This window comes from Brotaphodocola sp., assembly GCF_050873065.1.
Lineage (GTDB): Bacteria > Bacillota > Clostridia > Lachnospirales > Lachnospiraceae > Brotaphodocola.
On the sequence record NZ_JBNMIC010000024.1, the window covers coordinates 23578 to 46048 of the forward strand.

The 22471-nt window shown below is 48.9% G+C and carries 19 protein-coding genes and 1 pseudogene; 19 read left to right on the forward strand and 1 reads right to left on the reverse strand.

All coding sequences use genetic code 11. The annotated features are described in order from the left end of the window. The first annotated feature begins 10 nt into the window (after positions 1 to 10). From ACR0QE_RS07935 to ACR0QE_RS07960, 6 genes are all read left to right on the forward strand, one after another. Positions 11 to 1429, forward strand: coding sequence for a polysaccharide deacetylase family protein (locus ACR0QE_RS07935; RefSeq protein ID WP_432627833.1), 1419 nt, complete (start codon positions 11 to 13; stop codon positions 1427 to 1429). Between the two features lie 224 nt (positions 1430 to 1653). Beyond that, entirely contained in the window at positions 1654 to 2397 is a 744-nt protein-coding gene (locus tag ACR0QE_RS07940; protein WP_432627834.1) for a CpsB/CapC family capsule biosynthesis tyrosine phosphatase, read from the forward strand. A 5-nt stretch (positions 2398 to 2402) separates the two neighbouring features. Then, entirely contained in the window at positions 2403 to 3170 is a 768-nt protein-coding gene (locus ACR0QE_RS07945) for a YveK family protein (RefSeq protein WP_432627835.1), read from the forward strand. After that, entirely contained in the window at positions 3167 to 3928 is a 762-nt protein-coding gene (locus ACR0QE_RS07950) for a CpsD/CapB family tyrosine-protein kinase (protein WP_432627836.1), read from the forward strand. The genes ACR0QE_RS07945 and ACR0QE_RS07950 overlap by 4 nt, the downstream gene beginning before the upstream one ends. A 314-nt stretch (positions 3929 to 4242) precedes the next feature. Further along, the gene (locus ACR0QE_RS07955) at positions 4243 to 5697 is read left to right on the forward strand and encodes a sugar transferase (protein ID WP_432627837.1); all 1455 of its coding nucleotides are present in this window, start codon (positions 4243 to 4245) and stop codon (positions 5695 to 5697) included. 199 nt (positions 5698 to 5896) lie between these two features. Then, complete coding sequence (locus ACR0QE_RS07960) at positions 5897 to 6955, forward strand: polysaccharide deacetylase family protein (RefSeq protein WP_432627838.1); 1059 nt, start codon at positions 5897 to 5899, stop codon at positions 6953 to 6955. A gap of 119 nt (positions 6956 to 7074) precedes the next feature. On the opposite strand, the gene ACR0QE_RS07965 is transcribed toward ACR0QE_RS07960, so the two are convergent. Further along, complete coding sequence (locus tag ACR0QE_RS07965; protein ID WP_432627839.1) at positions 7075 to 8274, reverse strand: class I SAM-dependent rRNA methyltransferase; 1200 nt, start codon at positions 8272 to 8274, stop codon at positions 7075 to 7077. A 522-nt stretch (positions 8275 to 8796) separates the two neighbouring features. Here ACR0QE_RS07965 and ACR0QE_RS07970 point away from each other — a divergent pair. The 13 genes and pseudogenes from ACR0QE_RS07970 (at position 8797) to ACR0QE_RS08030 (ending at position 22162) form a co-directional block, all read left to right on the forward strand. After that, entirely contained in the window at positions 8797 to 9105 is a 309-nt protein-coding gene (locus ACR0QE_RS07970) for a DUF6110 family protein (protein ID WP_432627840.1), read from the forward strand. Between the two features lie 105 nt (positions 9106 to 9210). Then, positions 9211 to 11295 carry a heavy metal translocating P-type ATPase gene (locus ACR0QE_RS07975; protein WP_432627841.1) on the forward strand — a complete coding sequence of 695 codons (2085 nt, stop codon included), beginning with the start codon at positions 9211 to 9213 and terminating at the stop codon, positions 11293 to 11295. Positions 11296 to 11676: 381 nt separating this feature from the next. Beyond that, on the forward strand, positions 11677 to 12183 hold the full coding sequence (locus tag ACR0QE_RS07980; protein ID WP_432627842.1) for a flavin reductase family protein: 507 nt from the start codon (positions 11677 to 11679) through the stop codon (positions 12181 to 12183). An 87-nt stretch (positions 12184 to 12270) separates the two neighbouring features. Further along, entirely contained in the window at positions 12271 to 13677 is a 1407-nt protein-coding gene (locus ACR0QE_RS07985) for an MATE family efflux transporter (protein WP_432627843.1), read from the forward strand. A gap of 204 nt (positions 13678 to 13881) precedes the next feature. Further along, the gene (locus ACR0QE_RS07990; RefSeq protein WP_432627844.1) at positions 13882 to 14775 is read left to right on the forward strand and encodes an energy-coupling factor transporter ATPase; all 894 of its coding nucleotides are present in this window, start codon (positions 13882 to 13884) and stop codon (positions 14773 to 14775) included. Continuing rightward, positions 14776 to 15663 carry an energy-coupling factor transporter ATPase gene (locus ACR0QE_RS07995; RefSeq protein WP_432627845.1) on the forward strand — a complete coding sequence of 296 codons (888 nt, stop codon included), beginning with the start codon at positions 14776 to 14778 and terminating at the stop codon, positions 15661 to 15663. Further along, a complete protein-coding gene (locus ACR0QE_RS08000) occupies positions 15660 to 16454 on the forward strand; it encodes an energy-coupling factor transporter transmembrane component T family protein (protein WP_432627846.1) in 795 nt (264 codons plus the stop codon). Before ACR0QE_RS07995 ends, ACR0QE_RS08000 begins: the two co-directional genes overlap by 4 nt. 150 nt (positions 16455 to 16604) lie before the next feature. Next, positions 16605 to 17339 (forward strand): annotated as a pseudogene (gene truA / locus ACR0QE_RS08005) (tRNA pseudouridine(38-40) synthase TruA); the annotation flags it as partial. A gap of 439 nt (positions 17340 to 17778) precedes the next feature. Continuing rightward, complete coding sequence (nhaC, locus tag ACR0QE_RS08010) at positions 17779 to 19179, forward strand: Na+/H+ antiporter NhaC (protein WP_432627847.1); 1401 nt, start codon at positions 17779 to 17781, stop codon at positions 19177 to 19179. 136 nt (positions 19180 to 19315) lie between these two features. Beyond that, positions 19316 to 19744, forward strand: coding sequence for a 50S ribosomal protein L13 (gene rplM, locus ACR0QE_RS08015; RefSeq protein WP_308451961.1), 429 nt, complete (start codon positions 19316 to 19318; stop codon positions 19742 to 19744). Positions 19745 to 19769: 25 nt separating this feature from the next. Next, entirely contained in the window at positions 19770 to 20162 is a 393-nt protein-coding gene (gene rpsI / locus ACR0QE_RS08020) for a 30S ribosomal protein S9 (RefSeq protein WP_308451972.1), read from the forward strand. A gap of 375 nt (positions 20163 to 20537) precedes the next feature. Next, positions 20538 to 21446, forward strand: a complete 909-nt coding sequence (locus tag ACR0QE_RS08025; protein WP_432627848.1) for a ketopantoate reductase family protein — start codon at positions 20538 to 20540, stop codon at positions 21444 to 21446. Positions 21447 to 21664: 218 nt separating this feature from the next. Then, positions 21665 to 22162: a flavodoxin gene (locus ACR0QE_RS08030; protein WP_432627849.1), complete on the forward strand. Its 498-nt coding sequence runs from the start codon at positions 21665 to 21667 to the stop codon at positions 22160 to 22162. Positions 22163 to 22471 lie beyond the last annotated feature (309 nt).

Sequence of the window (22471 nt, forward strand, 5' to 3'; positions counted from 1 at the left end):
GGAGAAACAGATGAGTGAGAAGAGGAGAGACGGCGAGTTCAGCGAGCAGGAGAGACGCCAGATTCAGGCGAGAAGAGAGCGCCTGAGAAGACAGAGAATCCGCCGTGCAAGACGAGTTCGTGCCATGCTGGTTGCAGCAGTGCTGCTTTTCTGTGTGGCGATCGGTTCCGTAGTGGCGGCAGTAGCCGGACACTTTGGAAAAAAGGCAGATTCTGATCAGGTGACTGTTGTGAGTGAGGAAAATGCCAGCGAATCTGATGCAGATTCCGTGAATGTGGGTGTGGATGCTGCCGGAGATACAGAAGCACAGGCTGCCCAGAGCGGAGCAGAGGGTGCGGACGGCCAGACTTCGGAGAGTGCAGACGGAGTCAGTGCGATTTACGGCGTGTCTGTCAATAACATTGGCTGGAGCCGTTTCTTTGCGGACAATTCCTACTGTATGACACCGTCGGATAAATATGTGACAGCATTTCGGGCAACTTTGAACGGCCAGCCGTATGGAATGACGGGAACTGTGGCTTACCGCGCGAATCTGAGCGGAACCGGATGGCTGGACTGGGTGGAGGACGGCAATGAGTCCGGAAAAGCGGATGGAAATGAACCGCTCGAGGCGATCTCGATGAAACTGACTGGACAGCTTGCAGAGCAGTATGACATCCTTTACAGTGTTCTTCAGGATAACCAGTGGACAGACTGGATGAAAAACGGAGAAGAGGCAGGCGCATATGGAGTTGGTCTTCCGGTTCAGGGAATCCGGATCTCTGTGGCAAAGAAGCTTGCAGACGGCAATTCCTATGCCGGCAACATTGATCCCACAAAGCCGATGATTGCACTGACGTATGATGACGGTCCTTCTTCTGAGTCCACAGCCCGGATTCTTGCAAAGCTGAAGGAGTGCGGCGGACGTGCCACCTTCTTTATGGTAGGCCGTCAGGTTGCCAAGAACATGGATGTCGTCAAGCAGATGGTTGCGCAGGGATGTGAGGTTGGAAACCATACTTATGACCATGTCGCAATGACGAAGGAGGATCAGGCAGGACTGACGGCTCAGCTTGAGCAGAACAATCACCTGATTTCCGATGCGTGCGGAATCACGCCGGTGTTAATGCGTCCGGTCGGAGGAGCCAAGAGTGATGCCGGAATGGCGGCAGTCGGAGCAATCTCGATGCCGGCAATTCTCTGGAGTGTGGACACCCTCGACTGGAAGACGAGAAATGCGCAGAGCACGATCCAGACGATTCTCGACAATGTGAAGGATGGCGACATCATTCTGATGCATGACCTTTACAGTGCGACAGCAGATGCCAGTGAGGTGGTCATTCCGGAGCTTGTAAACCGGGGATTCCAGCTTGTGACGGTGAGTGAACTCTCATCTTACCGCGGAGGAATGATTCCCGGAAAATCATACAGCCAGTTCAGACCGAAATAAAATAAGAACTTTTCAACACGCTCTGTGGGAAAGCCGGTTTCGTTTTCGGAAAAATGGCGGTAACAGAGCGTGTTTTTGAGGAAAAACAAGGCAGAAAATGGAAATGCTGAAAAGAACTTGAATTTTAAGATGTTTCATGCTATCTTAGGGATGTGGCAAAAACAGCCATATTTCGAGATTCTTTTCAGAACGTGATCATATCATGAAGGAGAGGAGGAAAAGGCGTGAATAGACTGCCTGTTATCGTAGATGTTCATGCACATATTCTTCCGGGAGTGGATGACGGTTCTGGATCTATGGAGGAGTCTTTAAAGATGTTGGAGATGGCTGCATCCGAGGGCATCGGTGCAGTGATTGCAACTCCACACTATTCTCATCGACGTGGAATCACAGGATATCAGGAACTGATTCAGGAACTGAGACAGCGGGTTCAGCAGAGAATGCCGGATTTTCAGCTTTATCTCGGACAGGAGACTTATTATAAAGAAGAACTTCTGAACGATCTGGAAAAGGGGCGCGCTCTGCCTTTGAATGGAAGCCGCTATGTTCTTGTGGAATTTGATCCTTCTGTTCCGTATCAGAATCTGTACCGCGGAATCCGCCAGCTGACAGCTGCCGGATATGTGCCGGTTGTGGCCCATATGGAGAGGTACCGCTGTCTGAGAGAAGAACGGAATCTTCAGGATTTGAGAGGAAGCGGATGTCTGCTTCAGATGAATTATGACAGTCTGAATGGAAGTGTTTTTCAGGCGGAGACACGTTGGTGTCGAAACCAGATCAAAAAAGGCTATATTCATCTGATGGGAACGGATATGCACCGGATTGACTGGAGAGAGCCGAGGATTCGGGAGGCACTCAAGTGGCTTCAGAATCATGTGGATGAGGAGACACTTCGGAGATTACTGCGAAACAATGCAGTAAAAGTATTGAGAAATGAACCTATAGGGGAAATACAAAAACAGGGATGAAGAAAATGGAAAACCAGAATCAGATGAACAACGACAATGATGAGGTAGAGATTGACTTGCTCGAACTTCTTCTTGCAATGAAGAAAAAGCTCTGGGCGATTATTCTGGCTGCAGTTGTCTGTGGCGGTATCGCTGGTGTTTACAGCAAACTGGTGCTGACTCCTCAGTATACTTCCACCGCGATGATGTACATCCTGTCGAAGGAGACGACACTGACTTCACTGGCAGATCTTCAGATCGGAAGTCAGTTGACTGCGGACTATAAGGTCATCTTGAGCAGCCGTCCGCTGCTCACCAGCGTGATTTCTGAGAATCACCTGGATCTGACATATGAGCAGCTGAAAGGAAAGATCAGCACAGATAACCCGACGGATACCCGTATCCTGACGGTGACGGTGACAGACCCGGATCCGGTAATGGCAAAGCAGCTGGCAGATTCGATTGCATCGACATCTTCCGAATATATCGGTGATATCATGGAAATGGTTCCGCCGAAAATCATTGAGAAAGGAACCATCGCTGAGTCTCCGACCAGCCCGAACAACAAGAAGAATGCAATGCTTGGAGCAATGGCAGGAATTGTAGTGGCATGCGGAGTGATTGTGCTGACTGTTCTGATGAATGATACCATTCGCACGGAGGACGATGTAGAGAAGTATCTGGGACTGACGGTTCTGGCATCTATTCCGGACTGGGAAGATGCAGGAAACGGAAAGAAGTATGGATATTACGGAAAGTCTGAGAACAAGAAGAATGGAGGAAAGAAGTCATGAGCGGACAGATCATAGAGCTGGCAAATCAGCTTGCAAGTGAGAGCAGCTATGCGTATCGCGAGGCCGTTAAGACACTTCGTACCAACATTCAGTTCTGCGGAAGCAACGTGAGAAAGATTATGTTCACGAGTGCTCTTCCGGATGAGGGAAAGAGCCAGATCGCAGTGGTGACCTCACAGTCTCTCGCCCAGATTGGAAAGAGAGTGCTTCTGGTTGATGCGGATATCCGTAGATCTGTTCTCGCAAGCCGTTACAGTGTAAAGAAAGAAGCAGGCGGCCTGTCTCAGTACCTGAGCGGACAGAAAAAGCTGGAGGAGGTCATTAGCCATACAGATGTGGAAAATTTTGACATCGTTTTAGTTGGACCGTATTCACCGAATCCGGCAGAGCTTCTGGAAGAAGATCTTTTTGGACAGCTGATCGACTATGCGGCAGAACAGTATGATTACGTGATTATTGACACCCCGCCGATGGGAGCAGTCATTGACGGTGCGATTGTTGCGACAAAGTGTGACGGAGCAGTCATGGTAATTGAGAGCGGAAGCATCAGCTATCATCTGGAGCAGAAAGTAAAAGATCAGCTCGATAAGAGCGGATGCAGAATTCTCGGAGTTGTGCTCAACCGGGTACGTCCGGATGAGGATCCGCATGGAAAGTACTATGGCAAGTACGGAAAATATGGTCGTTATGGCAAATATGATTCGAAGTACGGAGAAACGCGTGACGGCCAGTCAGATGACGGAAAAGAAGGCAGATAAGGGATTGACTGGAGACAGATAAAACGGTACTTCAAATAGAAGATGCCAAACAAGATAAAACCTTGCTGCCTGAGAAATGATGGCAGAGATGGGAATGAACCCTGCAAGGTTCTTTCCCATTTTTTGTGTGGGAGATCCCGGACGTGCCGGTGACGTGTCATCTGCTGGTGAGGGCGAAGCTTTTTTAACAAGATGATCTAAGATATGGTATAAGAGAATAATACAAATAGGCATGACTGAGAAATTCCTTTGCAGAAATGGCAGGAAGAATTTGATCAGCTGTGCGGTAAAAATGGCGTGGGGAGAGTAAAAATATGTACAAGAGAAAGACGCAGGGATGGCTCAAGCATCTTGATTTTGCAATGCTGGATCTTTGCTGTCTTCAGATTGCCTATCTGATTGCATATGCGATCAGACATGGAGGAATCACGGCATATGGTGATAGCGTGTATTTGACAACGAATCTTGTCATGCTGCTCATTGATGTGTGCGTGATGGCATTTTTCCTGACAATGAAGAATGTTCTGAAGCGAGGATATTATACGGAGTTTGCGGCGACAATAAAACAGGTCTGTCTGGTGATTCTGATGACAGCGTTTTATCTGTTTGCTACGAAGGAGAGTTCCATCTATTCCCGGTCGGTATTGCTGATGATCACCATCATCTATGCAGTACTCAGCTTTGTGACGAGAATTCTGTGGAAGAAAATTGTTCTTGCCTATATGGCGGATTCAACAAAGCGCTCTCTGATCATTGTGACGGTCGACAGCATCGTCGATCAGGTGATTACAAATATTCGGAATCACAATTACGATGGATTTAAGATTGCGGGCGTGGTGATTCTTGACCGGGACCGCACAGGAGAGGTGCTTGACGGAGATATTCCGGTTGTGGCGAACAAGGACACTGTGGCAGAGTATGCCTGTCGGGAGTGGGTGGATGAGGTATTCTTAAACATTCCGGATGGACAGCCGCGTCCGCAGAAGCTGATGGATCAGTTCACGGAGATGGGAATTGTCGTTCATCTCAGACTTGCGAAATCGGAAGATTTCTCAGATCGCATGCAGTTTGTGGAGCGTTTTGGTATTTACACCGTGCTGACGACCAGTATCAACTGTGCAACTCCGATGCAGGCATTCTTGAAGCGTGCGATGGATATCGCGGGCGGTCTTGTCGGATGTCTGATTACAGGAATTCTCTATCTGTTCCTTGCTCCGGCAATCAAGAGAGAGTCACCGGGACCGGTATTCTTTTCACAGGTTCGCGTGGGAAAGAACGGAAAGAAGTTCAAGATGTACAAGTTCCGCAGCATGTATATGGATGCGGAGGAGCGTAAGAAAGAGCTGATGGCACAGAACCGTGTCAAGGATGGCTTTATGTTTAAGCTGGACTGGGATCCGCGTATCATCGGAACAAAGAAACTTCCGGATGGAACGATCAAGAAGGGTGTCGGCAACTACATCCGTGACTGGAGCCTCGATGAATTCCCGCAGTTCTTCAATGTCCTGAAGGGCGATATGAGTCTGGTTGGAACACGTCCGCCGACAGTTGATGAGTGGGACAAGTATGATCTCCATCACCGTGCACGTCTGGCAATGCGTCCGGGTGTGACTGGAATGTGGCAGGTAAGCGGACGAAGCAACATCACGGATTTCGAGGATGTTGTGAAGCTGGATACGAAGTATATCCGCGAGTGGAGCATGGGACTTGACTTCAGAATTTTGTTCAAGACAGTTCTGGTTGTATTCAAAAAAGAGGGATCGATGTAAGATAAGAATACACGATTCGAGAGAGAAGCAGAAGTGATTCAGAGAAATCTGAATGGCGTCTGCTTCTTTTGCTTTTTGGGGGCGCTGTTAGTAGGGGTGAAATTCTATCTGTACTCTAGGATTTTTCAGGGGTTTGTGGTATGCTTAGAGGAACGGATGGGGGTCAATCATAATTAAAATTCAGGAGGAGTTTATGTTTATGAAAAAATGGAAGATGAGAGTGCTGGCGACAGCAGTGTGCGCAATGTTTGCTGTCCAGCCGGTCTGGGCTGCTTCCGCCGTGATCACGGCCGGACAGGGAATTACAGTGGGAGAGTCCGGTGAGGCTCAGGGAGAGGTTGGTCTCGGAAATGCACCGGGAAATTCTGAAAATACTGCTTCGGTGAGTGAGCAGACAAGTGTTGGATCGGCACCGCAGGATCAGACAGCATCCCGCGTGATCACGATGGGAGAAAACACAGAATCGGAGTCCGGACAGGACAATGAGACGGCAGAAAACAAAGCGCAGAATAATGAAACACAGAGTGAAGCTACACAGGAAAATGAGGCAGTGAGTGAGGCATCGGCTGCGGAGAATCAGGCCGCGGAGGATGCGGCAGCTTCTGCAACGGAAGAAACGCAGACCCAGACGAGTACAGGACGTCAGATTGACCCGTCAAAGCCGATGGTTGCACTGACTTTTGATGATGGTCCTCAGCCGTCTGTCGGAAACCGGATTATGGATTGTCTGGCGCAGTATGGCGGAAAGGCAACGTTCTTTATGGTGGGAAGCCGTGTGGGATCTTACAAGACGGAAGTTCAGAGAATGGTTGCAGAGGGACATGAGGTTGCAAACCATACGATGGACCACAAGTATCTTCAGAAACTTGGCGCAGCTCAGATTCAGGCAGAAGTCAGCAGAGGAAATGATGCGATTGAGGCTGCATGCGGAGTCCGCCCGACGCTTCTTCGCCTTCCGGGTGGAAATCACAATGCAACTGTTGTCGCAAACACGCACATGCCGATGATTCAGTGGAATGTGGATACACTTGACTGGAAGACGAGAAATGCAGATAAGACGACGGCAGCAGTTTTGAACCATGTGAAAGATGGAGATGTTGTTCTGATGCATGAGCTCTACACTTCTACGGCGGATGCAGTGGAGCGGATTGTGCCGGAGCTTGCGCGCAAAGGATTCCAGATGGTGACAGTCAGTGAGATGGCAGCCGCAAGAGGAAAGAGCCTTCAGGCAGGACACTTATATTCTGAATTCCGCTAAAAAAAGCGGATATGAATTCTGGTAATAAGGAATTTTGCAGTAAGAGAATCTGCAGGCACAGAAAATAGACATTACTGAAAAAATGGGGACACCACAGAATGTGTGATGTCCCTGCTTTTTTATTTCTCATCGCATACCTGGAAAATATAGAATTTCAGGTAATAAGAAGACTGGTCTTTCTCCCACAGGATCGGATGATCTGCGGCCTGGGTGCGGTACTCGACCTGGCGAAGGCGCTTGTGGACGCCGGCAGCTGCCTCACGGATTGTCTTTGCAAAAAGTTCCGGATCCATGAAATGAGAGCAGGAACAGGTGGCAAGATATCCGCCATCTTTCACGAGCTTCATTCCGCGCAGATTGATCTCGCGGTAACCCTTGACAGCGTTCTTGATCGAGTTGCGGGATTTTGTGAATGCAGGCGGATCGAGGATGACAACGTCGTACTGCTCGCCCTGTGCCTCTAACTGAGGAAGGAGATCAAAGACATCGGCACAAGTGAATTTTACGCGGTCGCTAAGACCGTTTAAAGCGGCGTTTTCCTCAGCCTGTGCGACACCGAGTTCGGAGGCATCCACACCGAGGACAGAGGAAGCTCCGGCGATGCCGGCATTCAGAGCAAAGGAACCCGTGTGGGTGAAGCAGTCGAGTACTTTCTTTCCCGGGCAGAGACGCTGAATGGCAAGGCGGTTGTACTTCTGATCGAGGAAGAAACCGGTCTTCTGTCCATCCTGCACATCGACCATGTAGTGAACGTCGTTCTCGATAATCTCTACCTTTGTATCAAATGGTTCACCGATAAATCCCTTGAAGCGCTCCATGCCCTCCTGAAGACGGACTTTGGCATCGCTGCGCTCGTAGATGCCGCGGATTGTGATGCCGTCTTCCGCAAGGACCTTTTTCAGAAGATCGAGGATTGTCAGTTTCAGACGGTCGATGCCGAGTGCGAGAGACTCGACGACGAGAACATCGGAAAATTTGTCGACGACAAGTCCCGGAAGGAAATCTGCCTCACCGAAAATCAGACGGCAGCTGGAAGTGTCAACCGTGGATTTGCGGTACTCCCACGCATTGCGCACGCGCATCTCGAGGAAGGCGTCATCGATGACGGTATCCTTGCGCCGCGTCATCATGCGGACGGTAATTTTAGATTTTGTGTTGATGAAGCCCTGTCCCATCGGATATCCGTCGAAATCCTCTACATGGACGAGATCACCGTTCTCGTAGTCGCCTTTGATCTCATTGATTTCATTGTCGTAAATCCAGGCTCCGCCGGCTTTGATGGTCCGGCCTTCGCCTTTTTTCAGAATGACTGTTGCCATAAGTGCAATCTCCTTTTTTAAATTTAGATGTTGTGAGTAAAATGTTTTAAATAAATAATGAATTCGTTTATAATGTGAATGAATCCATTCTTTCGTTTGTTTTGGGCAACCTCCCTACAGCCTTTCAGGGAGGGGGAGTTGACGGAAACATTATAGTACAAAATGGCGGGGAGTGTAAAGAAAAACAAAAATATAAAAGTCTGAAAATATAGGAAAAATAAAGAAATTTAGCGAGTTAGCACAAAACAACATTTCCTTATTGAGAAAAGTTGGGCTTGACTAACAGCAAATTCAGGTGATAACATCTGGATAACGGTTCGGACAGACCGAAAATTGCTGCCGTTTTGGGCGAAAGAAGAGAGGTGTGAATGGAATGAAACAACACAGATTCTGGGCCTGGGCAATGATGTTTTGTCTGGCGATGACAGTTTACACTGGATATAAGCACAGATAAAGCGATAAGAGGACCGAACCCCGAAAAATGAAAAATAAATTGTTTATACAAAGAAGGAGGAATTTATCATGAAGATTAGTGTAGATTGCGTAAAGAAGATTGGTTTATTTGCAGGCGGCGTTCTGTTCGGAACAGCAGGTATGAAGGTTCTGGGAAGCAGCGATGCAAAGAAGTGCTACATCAACTGTCTGGCAGCAGGTCTGCGTGCAAAGGATTGTGTGATGAACACCGCTACCAACATCCAGGAGAATGCTGAGGATATCCTGGCAGAGGCTAAGGAGATCAACCGTCAGCGTGCAGAGGCAGAGAATGTCGTATTCGAGGACGAGAGCGAAGAGGCAGAGGCTGCTGCTGAGGAGACTGCAGAGGAAGAGTAATCACGGCAGTCAGGCAATTGCCTGCAATCAGACGGAAAAAGAGGGGGCTGTCGCACAAGGGGCGCACACTGCCCCCTCTTTTGTGCAAAAGGAGAAAGAGAGAACATGAAATTTGCAGTAAAACATGAGCTTGCCGGACGAATCCGTGTGCATATGTGGCAGAAAAATATGACAATGCGGGAGGCAGACATTCTGGCATACTATCTGGAAAATCTGCCGGGTGTCACTCTGGTAAAGGTATATGAGCGGACGGCGGACGCTGTGATCCATTACAGCGGAGAAAGAAAGAATGTTCTGGAGGGAATCCAGAAATTCAGCTATCAGGACAGCCAGCTTGAGGAGATTGTTCCGAAGAACAGCGGAAGAGAGCTGAATGCAGAATATAAAGAAAAACTGATTCAGAGAGTCTGCACGCGAATTGTGACCCAGACGGTTCTTCCGGCACCGGTCCGCGCAGTTTACACGGGAATCAAGGCAGTTCACTACATCATCAAGGGAATCAAGTGCCTGTGGAAGCGCAAACTGGAGGTTGAAGTTCTGGATGCGACGGCAATTACCGTTTCGATCTTGAGAAGAGATTTCAACACCGCCGGTTCTGTCATGTTCCTTCTCGGCATTGGAGAACTGCTTGAGGAGTGGACACACAAGAAGTCCGTCGGCGATCTGGCGCGCAGCATGTCTTTAAATGTCAGCAAGGTATGGCTGAAGGCAGACGGCACAGAAGTCCTTGTTCCGATTTCTCAGGTCAAGGAAGGTGATGAGGTTCTCGTCCATGTCGGAACGATGATCCCGCTTGACGGTATCGTTGTTGAGGGCGAGGCGATGGTAAATCAGGCATCGATGACGGGTGAGTCCGTTCCGGTCAAGAAGGAAAAGGGCTCCTATGTCTATGCAGGAACTGCTCTGGAGGAGGGCGAGATCACAATCTGCGTCAAGAAGGCAGCAGGTTCCACCCGCTTTGAGAGAATCGTCACGATGATTGAGGAGTCCGAGAAGCTCAAATCTTCCGTGGAGGGCAAGGCAGAGAATCTTGCAGATGCGCTTGTTCCGTGGAGTCTTGGCGGTACGGCACTGACGTACCTTCTGACCCGCAATGCGACGAAGGCACTGTCGATTCTTATGGTAGATTTCTCCTGCGCTCTGAAGCTTGCAATGCCGCTCGCTGTCCTGTCTGCAATTCGTGAGGCAAATGGTCATCATATCACGGTAAAGGGCGGAAAGTTCATGGAGGCAGTTGCAGATGCGGACACGATCGTCTTTGACAAGACCGGTACACTGACAAAGGCAAAACCGGTGGTTGTGGACATTGTGACCTTCGGTGACAGAGACAAGAATGAGATGCTCAGAATCGCCGCCTGTCTGGAGGAGCATTTCCCGCACTCAATGGCAAATGCCGTTGTTCAGGAATCGCTGAGAAGACATCTTGTCCACGATGAGATGCACACGAAAGTGGAGTATATTGTGGCACACGGAATTGCAAGCCAGATCAATGGCGAGCGCGTCGTAATCGGAAGCCATCACTTCGTATTTGAGGATGAAAAGTGCGTGATCCCGGAGAATGGTCAGGCCAAATTCGATGCGCTTCCGGAGGAGTATTCCCACCTGTACATGGCAATCGGCGGAGAACTTGTAGCTGTAATCTGCATCGAGGATCCGCTTCGCCCGGAGGCAGCAGAGGTTCTGCGCCAGCTGCGCGAAGCAGGAATCAAGAAGCTTGTCATGATGACGGGCGACAGCGAGCGGACAGCGCGTGCGATTGCGCGCAGAGTCGGTGTGGATGAGTATTATTCCGAGGTTCTTCCGGAAGATAAGGCACGCTATGTGGAAGAGGCAAAGAAGAATGGTCACAAGGTAATCATGGTCGGTGACGGAATCAACGATTCCCCGGCATTGTCTGCCGCAGACGTCGGCGTTGCAATCAGCGAGGGCGCAGAGATTGCGCGTGAGATTGCAGATGTCACCGTTTCAGAGGATGATCTTGCACAGCTTGTAATTCTCAAACAGCTGAGCAATGCACTGATGAAGCGAATTCATGCGAATTACCGCTTTGTCATCAGCTTCAACCTCGGACTGATCTTACTGGGTGTGGGCGGAATCCTGGCTCCGACAACCTCGGCGCTTCTGCACAACACCTCCACCCTTGCAATCAGCTTGAAGAGCATGACAAATCTGATCGAGGAGCAGGAATAAGCGGCGACGCTTCTTTTGCGGATTGATATGCGGATCAACAGGGCAGGCAATTTATAAAACAATTTATCAAGTAATTTATAAAACAATATATATGTAGCAATGAAATACGGCTGTTCAGGGAAAATAAAACCTTGTACAGCCGTATTTTTGTGTCTCATTGCCAAAAGTCCAAGTCTGCTATATAATATTAGAAGTCACGGGACGCAGCAAGGCGGATGTGCAGTGATTCCGGGGAGAAGATGTCAGCAGAGCTGACCGGAATCATGCGACAGTATTTTGCTGGCGTCGACTTGAACGAAAATGATTCGGCGTGCATGGAAAACAGATGCATGAAGTCAGATATCAAGACAAATCAGATATCAAAACAAAGGAGGATTTATCATGGGATTTCAGGAGATTTCAATCGACAGTCTGGAGTTTAATCCGTTCAATAAGATTCAGAAAGAGTGGATGCTGATCACTGCAGGGGATGAGAAAAAGAGCAACACAATGACGGCGAGCTGGGGCGGCCTCGGAATTATGTGGGGAAAGAATATCGCAACGGCTTATATTCGTCCTCAGCGCTACACGAAAGAGTTTGTGGATGCAAATGAATATTTTACGCTCTCATTTCTGCCGGAGGAGTACCGGAAGGCACTGAGCGTGTGCGGAAGTGTGTCCGGACGCGATAAAGACAAGTGGGAAGCAGCAGGTCTTCATCCGTATTATGTGGATGGAACGACGGCTGTTGAGGAGGCTGATCTGATCTTTGTCTGCAAGAAACAGTATCATCAGGAGATGAAGCCGGAGTGCTTTGATGAGAAAGAGAATGATGAGAAATGGTATCCGGATAAGGATTACCACACCATGTACATGGGAGAGATCGTGAAAGTTCTCAAGCGTGTGTAATATGGATTTGAACAAGATTCGAGTGAAATTTATTCTGAGATGTCTTCGAATGGAATGAACTTCAAATCGATCGCGAGAGAACAGAATATGGAGGAAAGTGACATGGTGGTTGCGGACGAGGAGAGACAACATCAGGAAAACAGGCGGCAGATGTTGATCGAGGGAGACGTTCGGAAAGTGATTCCGCGCTTAGCTGCGCCGACGATCATCAGCATGATGATCAGTGCCATTTACAATATGGCAGATACTTTTTTTGTGAGCCAGCTCGGAACGAGTGCTTCCGGCGCCGTCGGAATTATTTTTTCGGCGATGGCAATTATTCAGGCGATTGCCTTTACAATCGGAATGGGAAGCGGAAACTATATGGCGCGTTGCCTCGGAGCCGGAAAGCAGAGAGAGGGCGAGATCACAGTCTCAACGGCATTTTTCACTGGTCTGATCATTGGAACGCTGCTCGGCATTTTCTGCCTGTTCCGCATTGATGAGATCGTCATGCTTCTCGGTTCCACGGAGACGATCAAGCCGTATGCCGTGGAGTATGCGCGTTACATTTTTCTTGCGACTCCGTTTATGATGTGTTCCTTTATCATGAATAATCTTCTGCGTCTTCAGGGACTTGCGGCACTTGCGATGGTCGGAATCACGACAGGCGGAATTCTCAACATGATTCTCGACCCGATCTTTATCTTCGGATTTGGACTCGGGACTTCCGGAGCAGCACTCGCAACCGGATTTTCACAGATTGTGAGTTTCTGCATTCTGCTCTATCAGTGCAATCGCGGCAAAGGGTGTATTCCGATCCGCTTCAGGAATTTCCGCCCGTCCCTTCACCTGTACGGAGAGGTGATCAACGGAGGAATGCCCTCCCTGTCCCGTCAGGGAATGGCAAGCCTTGCAACCGTCATTCTGAACACGACGGCGCATCCGTTCGGGGATGCCTCGATTGCGGCGATGGCGATTGTGAACCGCCTTGTCTTTCTCGTCAACTCCGCTGTCATCGGTTTCGGTCAGGGATTCCAGCCGCTGTGCGCGTTCTCGTTTGGAGCCGGAAAATACCGCCGTGTGAAGGAGGCATTCTGGTTCTGTGTAAAACTTACAACGGGGGTTCTGCTCGTGATCTGCATCGGCGGATTTTTTGTGTCAAAGCCGGTGATTATGATGTTCAGACGAAATGACCCGGAAGTCATCGCAATCGGAACACTGGCTCTTCGCCTTCAGATTCTGACGATGTGGATGAATGGCTTTCTGACAATGAGCAATATGATGTCACAGTCGATTGGATTTGGCGTGCGTGCCACGATTCTTGCGATTGCGAGACAGGGACTTTTCCTGATACCGGTGCTTCTGATTGGAACGCATTTCCTGGGACTTCTCGGAATTCAGGCGGCCCAGCCGATTGCGGATCTCTTTACCCTGATCCTCTCAGTGATCGTTATGAGCGGGATTTTTAAGGAGCTTGACCGCAGGGAAAAGGAAGAAAAATTGCGGGGATAATTCTGGTCAGAGTGTTTGTGGAAAAGCACTTGACGGCAGACGGGATATGACATAAAATTGAGAAACGAATGTAAATGTAAAGTGTCAGAGCCGATAAGGTTGACAATAACAATAGAGCCGAATAGAGGAATGTTGCAGTCTGTGCAGTGCAATGCGTGGACGGTAATGAACGAATATGGATAAAGTGGAAAGGAAGGCTTTACTATGGGCATCATCCGAGCTTCCAAATTGATATATGAATACATCCGGAGAGATGAAGATGAGCACGTGGAAGAAGTCAACCGTGCCATCGATCAGCTGACTGTGGATATCAAAAAAGGAGATTTTGTGGCGGTTCTGGGACATAACGGTTCCGGAAAATCCACATTTGCAAAGCAGATCAACGGAATCCTTCTTCCAAGTGAGGGAACTGTGTGGGTATCTGACATGAATACGACAGATGAGAGTCATATCTGGGATATTCGAAAGACTGCGGGAATGGTATTCCAGAATCCGGATAACCAGATCATCGGAAATATCGTGGAGGAGGATGTCGGATTCGGACCGGAGAATCTCGGCGTTCCGACGGATGAGATCTGGAAGAGGGTTGACGAGAGTCTCGAGGCAGTCGGAATGACGGCGTATCGCTTAAAGTCTCCGAACAAGCTCTCCGGAGGCCAGAAACAGCGCGTGGCGATTGCCGGAGTCATGGCGATGAAACCTCAGTGCATCATCCTCGATGAGCCGACGGCAATGCTTGACCCGAACGGAAGAAAAGAGGTCATTGCGACGCTCCATGAGCTGAACAGGAAGGAGAACATCACGATTCTTCTGATTACGCACTACATGGAGGAAGTCATCGATGCCGACCGCGTGATCGTGATGGATGACGGAAAACTTGTGATGGATGGAACTCCGAGGGAGATCTTTTCTCATGTGCAGGAACTCAAGTCCTACCGTCTGGATGTTCCGCAGGTCACAGAACTTGCGTGGGAGTTAAAGAAGGCTGGGGTTGATCTTCCGGATGGAATTCTCAGCCGGGAAGAATTTATGAAGGCACTTCTTCCACTGATGAAAAAACGCTTTCCGGATCAGGTGAAGCTGGAAGGAGAAAAATAAATGTCAATCCGAGCAGAACATTTGAATCATATTTATGGAGAGGGCACAGTCTACGAGCAGTATGCCCTGCGTGATGTGAACTTTGAGATTCAGGACGGAGAGTTTGTCGGACTGATCGGTCACACCGGTTCCGGAAAATCCACGCTGATCCAGCATTTAAACGGACTTTTGAAGGCGAGCAGCGGAGCGATTTACTACAACGGAGAAAATATTTACAGTGAGGGTTACGATATGAGAGCCCTCCGCAGCAAGGTTGGTCTTGTCTTTCAGTATCCGGAGCATCAGCTGTTCGAGGTCGATGTATTCTCGGACGTCTGCTTTGGCCCGAAGAATCAGGGACTCTCGAAAGAGGAGATCGAGGAGCGAGCAAAGGATGCGCTCCGCCAGGTCGGACTCGATGAGAAGTTCTGGGAGCAGTCTCCGTTTGAGCTTTCCGGCGGACAGAAGCGCCGTGTCGCGATTGCCGGAGTGCTTGCGATGCAGCCGGAGGTTCTGATCCTTGATGAGCCGACAGCGGGACTTGATCCGAAAGGCAGGGATGAGATTCTCGATGAGCTTGAGGCGCTTCATCGTGACAGGCACATGACGATCATTCTCGTCTCTCACAGCATGGAGGACATTGCCCGCTATGCAGACCGGATCATGGTGATGAATCACGGCGAGAAGGTCTTTGACGGACCGCCGAGAGAAGTCTTCCATCATTATCGGGAACTCGAGAAGATCGGTTTGGCGGCACCCCAGATCACTTACATCGTTCACGAGCTTAAGGATCACGGTGTTCCGATCAATTCGGATCTCATCACCGTGGAGGAGGCGAGAGATGCAATTCTTGCACTGCTCGGAAAGACAGAAGAGAAGCAGGAGAAGGGTAAGGATAGAGCGGAATGATAAGAGATATTACATTAGGTCAGTATTATCCGGTAGATTCGGTGATTCACCGGATGGATCCACGAACGAAACTGTTTGGAACAATGATATTTATCATCTCCCTGTTCCTTGCAAATAACCTTGCCGCTTACGGCGCGGCGACCATCTTTCTGATTCTGGCAGTCCGGACATCGAAAGTGCCGTTTAAATTCATCGTGAGAGGACTGAAGGCTGTGGTCTTTCTGCTCCTCATCAGTGTCAGTTTCAATATGTTTCTGACACCCGGAGAACCGATTTTTCAGATCGGATTTCTGAAACTGACCTGGGAAGGTCTGCGGACGGCTGGATTTATGGCGCTTCGCCTGATTTACCTCGTGCTTGGTTCCTCAATCATGACGCTGACGACAACGCCGAATGAGCTGACGGATGGACTTGAGCGAAGCCTTGGCTTTCTGAACAAGGTGGGGGTTCCGGTTCATGAGATTTCGATGATGATGTCGATTGCGCTTCGTTTCATCCCGATTCTTGTGGAGGAGACGGATAAGATCATGAAGGCGCAGATGGCGCGCGGAGCAGATTTTGAGACAGGAAATCTGATCCAGAAAGCAAAGAGCATGGTTCCGCTTCTCGTGCCGCTGTTCATCTCTGCATTCCGCCGTGCGACGGACCTTGCAATGGCGATGGAGGCGCGCTGCTATCACGGAGGAGAGGGCAGAACGAAGATGAAACCTCTCAAGTATGAGAAGAGAGACAGACTTGGCTATCTGACGTATGTGGTCTATCTTGCAATCGTGATTCTTCTTAGAAAGTAGAGATAAGGAAAGGAACATAGAATTATAAAAATATAGAAAGAAAGGCATGCGCCTGGAATTCGGTTGTCAGGGAAGACGACAGTCTGAGTTCTGGGCGTTTGTCCTATTATTATGGATTGGGAAGAGAAAGGATAGAAGAGAAAAGATAGAATGAAACGAATCAAACTTGTGGTGGCGTATGACGGCACCAACTACCGGGGATGGCAGCTTCAGCCAAACGGAGTCACGATTGAGGAGATCTTAAATCGCGCGCTCTCGGATCTTTTGAGGGAGCCGATCACGGTGATTGGGGCGAGCCGGACGGATTCCGGCGTTCACGCGAGAGGAAATGTCGCTGTGTTTGACACGGAAAATCGCATGGCAGCGGATAAGATCTGCTTTGCCCTGAATGCGAGACTTCCGGATGATATCCGGATCCAGTCCTCGGAGGAAGTACCGGCAGACTGGCATCCGCGCAAGGCAAATTGCACGAAGACTTATGAATACAAGATTTTGAACAGAAAGATCGCAATGCCGCTTGAGAGGCTGTACGCACATTTCTGTTATTTTCCACTCGACGTGGAGAGAATGCAGGAGGCGGCCAATTATCTGATCGGAGAGCATGACTTCAAGAGCTTCTGTACAACGCGGACGCAGGCGGAGGAGACGATCCGGACGATTTATTCGCTGAATGTCACAAAGCAGGACGATATGATCACAATCCGGATCAGCGGAAGTGGTTTCCTCTATAATATGGTGCGAATCATCGCGGGAACGCTGATGAAAGTCGGAATGGGAGTCTATCCGCCGGAACATGTGGCGGCGATTCTTGAGGCGAGAGACCGCCGCGAGGCAGGACAGACTGCGGCGGCGAGGGGGCTGACGCTCGTGAGCATGGAGTATGAAAAAGAACTTCCACAGTGGCATTACAGTGAAAATCTGCAGTGGAATTACGATATTTTACAGTCTCATATCAAGGAGGAGAAGCTGGCATATTTTCTTGTGGAGCGATGTCTCGATGAGGAGTGGGAGCGCCTGCTTCGCCGAAATATTCACCATGCATTCCAGAATGGAGCAAAGAAAGTCCTGCTGATTGATCTGGAGAAAGATCGCCTGTGTGAGGGCGATCAGTATGGTTATTACAGAATTCACGCGCTGGAACCTGAACAGATGGGAGAGGCGATGTCGCTGCTGAGCGATGAGGAAAATATGGCAATGATGGAGATCTCCTGTATGGCGGAGCGGCGTGTGGATTCGTTCCCGGCATGGTATTGTGCTGTGGACGCAAAAGAATAGTACTACCGGGGCAAAGTTAAACGGGAAAGAATGGAGGGAATGTGATAGGATGAATGAAAAAACAAATGAAAAAAGCCTCAATGGGTTTCAGTCAGTGCTGCTGCTGATTCTCATTGTGTGCGCAGTTGCCGTCTGTATCCGTCTGAAGACGGGCGGACCGATGATCGGTCTTTTTACGAGCTGGATCATCGTGTATGTGTTCTGTAAGGTACTGAAGATCAACTATGATGAGGTTGTCGGAGGTGCTTACGATGCGATCCGTGTTGTTGTACCTACATTGTGTCTGCTGATGGCGATCGGTGTGATGATCGGAACCTGGCTTCAGAGCGGCACGATCGCAATGATTATTGTCGGCGGTTTAAAGATGATCAATCCGACATGGCTTCTGCCGCTGACGTTGATTTTCTGTGCGGTCTTGAGTCTTGTGACCGGAACGTCTTACGGCTCTGCGGGAAGTGCCGGTGTGGCGATGATGGCAATCGGAAATGCGATGGGACTCAACCCGGGAATGGTAGCCGGTGCCGTTATCTGCGGTGCGATGTTTGGTGATAAGTTAAGCCCGCTGTCCGATACGACAAACCTTGCTCCGGCAGTTGCAGGGGCAAAGCTCAGCGACCATGTGCGCGCAATGATGTGGACAACGCTGCCGACGTTTGTGATCAGCCTTGTGCTGTTCACGATTCTCGGAATCAGCCAGACTTCCGGCGGATATGAGATGGGAGATCTCGGAACTTATATTCAGGCGCTCGAGGGAGAGTTCCACCTCGGCATTGTGACTCTGATCCCGGCAGCCGTGATCATTGTGCTGCTCTTATGCAAGGTGAATTCGATTGTCGCGCTCGGTCTTTCAGCGTTTGCAGCCGGTCTGGTGTCCTTTTTCTGGCAGGGAAATACGCTCCAGAGCATCATCCGTGTCGCTTACAACGGCTACACAACCGGAATTGAGGATGCAGTTTTAAAGGCAATCTTAAACCGCGGCGGAATGAACAGCATGATGCAGTATGTCGCAATCATCAGCTTTGCAGTCGGAATGGGCGGAATGTTGGAGAAACTCGGTGTTCTCGGAAATATCCTGAAAGTCATCACCGACCGCATCCACAATGATGGAACCCTGATCACCGCAACGCTTCTCGTCGGCTATGTGACGAGCCTGATCAGCTGTTCCCAGCCGATGGCTCACGTGCTGACCGGACGCCTGATGGCACCGATCTTCAAGGAGAGAGGAATTGCGCCGGAGATTCTGTCGAGAAGCCTCGAGGATTCCGGTACTCTGGCAGGCCCGATGATTCCGTGGCACGGATACTGCGTATACATGGCAGGTACGCTCGGTGTGGCATGGTCCGCATTTTTCCCATATCTGTTCCTGCTGTATCTGACACCGTTTTTCAGCATTTTTTACGGCTTCACCGGAATCTCAATCAAGCACGTAAAAACAGGAAAAAATGCTTGACACAAAGGGATTCGTATAATATAATGTTTAACTGTGACGTTAGGTAGAAATGCTGAAGCCAAGCCCCGGAATAGGCATTTTACAATATATGTTTTGTTTTAATTTAGATCTTTTATGTTTAACAGGAGGTTAACCAATGAAGAGTTTTATGGCTAGTCCAGCTACAGTTGAGAGAAAATGGTATGTAGTAGATGCTACCGGATATACATTAGGACGTTTGGCTTCAGAAGTAGCAAAAGTATTAAGAGGTAAGAATAAGCCGATCTACACCCCGCACATCGATTGCGGTGACTACGTAGTAGTTGTAAATGCAGACAAAGTGAAAGTAACCGGCAAGAAGCTGGATCAGAAGGTTTATTACAGCCATTCCGATTATGTTGGTGGCATGAAAGAGGCTACCCTGCGCGAGATGATGGCTAAGAAGCCGGAGCGCGTAATCGAGCTGGCAGTTAAGGGAATGCTTCCGAAGGGACCTTTGGGAAGAAGCATGATTACCAAACTTCATGTATATGCAGGCCCGGATCACGAGCAGGCAGCACAGAAGCCGGAAGTTCTGGAATTTTAATCAAAGGTACTGAAAGGAGGAAGTTATCATGGCAAACAAATATTACGGAACAGGAAGAAGAAAGAAATCTATCGCAAGAGTATATCTTGTACCGGGAACCGGTAAGATTACCATCAACAAGAGAGACATCGATCAGTATTTAGGTCTTGAGACCCTGAAGCTGGTTGTTCGTCAGCCGCTCGTAGCAACTGAGACCAGCGACAAGTTCGACGTTCTGGTTAACGTTCGTGGTGGTGGTTTTTCTGGCCAGGCTGGCGCAATCCGTCACGGTATCTCCAGAGCACTGCTTCAGGCAGACGCTGAGTATCGTCCGGTTCTGAAGAAGGCTGGATTCCTTACCAGAGACCCGAGAATGAAGGAGAGAAAGAAGTACGGCTTAAAGGCTGCACGTCGCGCTCCGCAGTTCTCCAAGAGATAATTGCTTATTTCAGGGCGTTCCTATTTGGAATATTACAAAAGGCTCGGAAAACGAAAGTTTTCCGGGTCTTTTTTTGCGTCTGCGCCCGGTGGCAGACGTTTCTAAATTTCTTAAAAATGTGGGGGATTTTGAGCAGTAGCACACAGATAGCACACAGGTAACACGCAAATCAGACTTAAAAGGATAATAGTAATTTATATGAAAAGGTTTATGAAACGGATAGGGTTCTGCTTGGTTTTTGGAGAGGATTCTAATATAATAAAAATAAGATGAGTGTGCAGTTGCTTTATTTATCACAGAGTTCTGTTTATATGTGATTGAGAAACAAATGGAATAGCTGCAAAACGAAAATATGTGTGAAGGAGAAACGAACGTATGAGAATAGCAGTGATCGGACCGGGGGCGATGGGACTTCTGTTTGGAGGATACCTGTCCCAGAAAAATGAGGTGACGTTGATCGGAACAAATCCTGAGAAGATGGCGACGATTGAGAAGCAGGGTGTGATGATTCGCGAGACAGATGGCACGGAGAAAACGTTTTATCCGCATGCGACGGCAGATTCTTCTGATATGGAGCCGGTGGATTTGGTGATTCTTCAGGTCAAGGCGAGTGCTTCTGAGAGCGCGCTCTCGAAGAATCAGGGAATTATCGGCGAGCGCACGATTCTGATGACTCTGCAAAATGGAATGGGTCATGAAGCTGTGATGAGCCGTTTCGCTCCGGCAGACCAGCTTGTGATCGGGACGACCCAGCAGGGAAGTTTCAAGCTCAGTGAGACTTCGATCTGCCACAGCGGAGGCGGAAAGACGTTTCTTGGCGCTGTAAACGGCGACAGCAGCCGTTTTGAGGCGATCGCCGGGACCTTTGCCGAGTGTGGATTCCCGTGTGAGGTCTGTGATCAGGTTCAGGGCATGATCTGGGACAAGCTGATGATCAATGCGTCCTCGAGCGTGCTCTCCGGCGTTTTGCAGGTTCCGCAGGGATATGTGGAGAAAGATGATTACGCATGGAGCATCGCGCAGAAACTGATCCGCGAACTCTGTGCGACGGCAACCGCAGACGGCTATCCGTTTGATGCGGAGGCTCAGATTGCGCGCATTAAAAAGCATTTGCAGAATGCACCGGATGGACTTACAAGCATTTATGCGGATCTGAAAGCCGGACGAAAGACTGAGGTTGATGTGATCAGCGGAGCAGTTGTCAGAGCTGGTCATGCGCATCAGGTGCCTGTGCCGATTCATGAACTCATGGTGGAGCTGGTTCATGCGATGGAGAATCGATAAAAAATCAATAAAAGTCGTATGAGATTGCCTGTTTGAGGAATTAGTTGACCTGACATTGAAGAAATTTGATGATTCATTCATTCGCCCATTCAAAAAGTTCTTGACTTAAAGTAAACTTCAAGTGATATGGTATAAGAAAGCAAACGAAACAGGCACAAGAACAATAAGTATAAAAAGGTTAAGAAAATAAGTAAAAATGATAAGAGAGGGCGATTAAAATGAAAAAGATGCTGATTGTCTACTATTCATGGTCAAACGGAAATACGGAGCGGATTGCAAAGGAGCTTCAGAGCGTCACCGGCGGAGATCTCTTAAAGATTGACACCGCGGTTCCGTATTCAGGCAGTTACAACGATGTTGTGCGTCAGGGTCAGGAGGAGGTCAACCGCGGTTACGAGCCGGAGCTGAAACCTCTCGAGAAAAATCCTGCGGATTACGATGTGATTGCGGTGGGAACGCCGACCTGGTGGTATACGATGGCTCCGGCGGTTCTGACGTTTCTGCACAGTCAGGACTGGAAGGGTAAAGTCGTTGTGCCGTTCATGACAAACGGAGGCTGGCCGGGTCATGTGATCCGTGACATGAAAGCGGCATGTCCGGGCGCAGAGGTGAGTTGTGAGCTTCAGGTGCAGTTTGACTCAAATGGCGGAGACAAACTTGAGACTCCGAAGCAGAAGATTGAGAAATGGGTGCAGAGTGTGAAAGCACTGCTTTGATTTTGGCATGCAAATGTCTGAAAAAATAAATAATAAGATTTATTAAAGAAAGATTATAAAGAAAAACGGGAGACGAAGCGTGATTTCAACTTTTTAAAATTTTTTGTTAAAATTTTGGAGAAAAAAGTTGATATTCACGCTTCGTCTGCTATTATTATACTGATAATTAACTTTGAAATGAGGCTACCGCAATCCCACTGACTTTAGACGGTGGGTTAAGGTAGCCAAAAGTTAGATATTATTGTATGCTTATATCATGGGAACATGGAAATCTAAAAACAGACACAAATACTTATTACAATATCATAT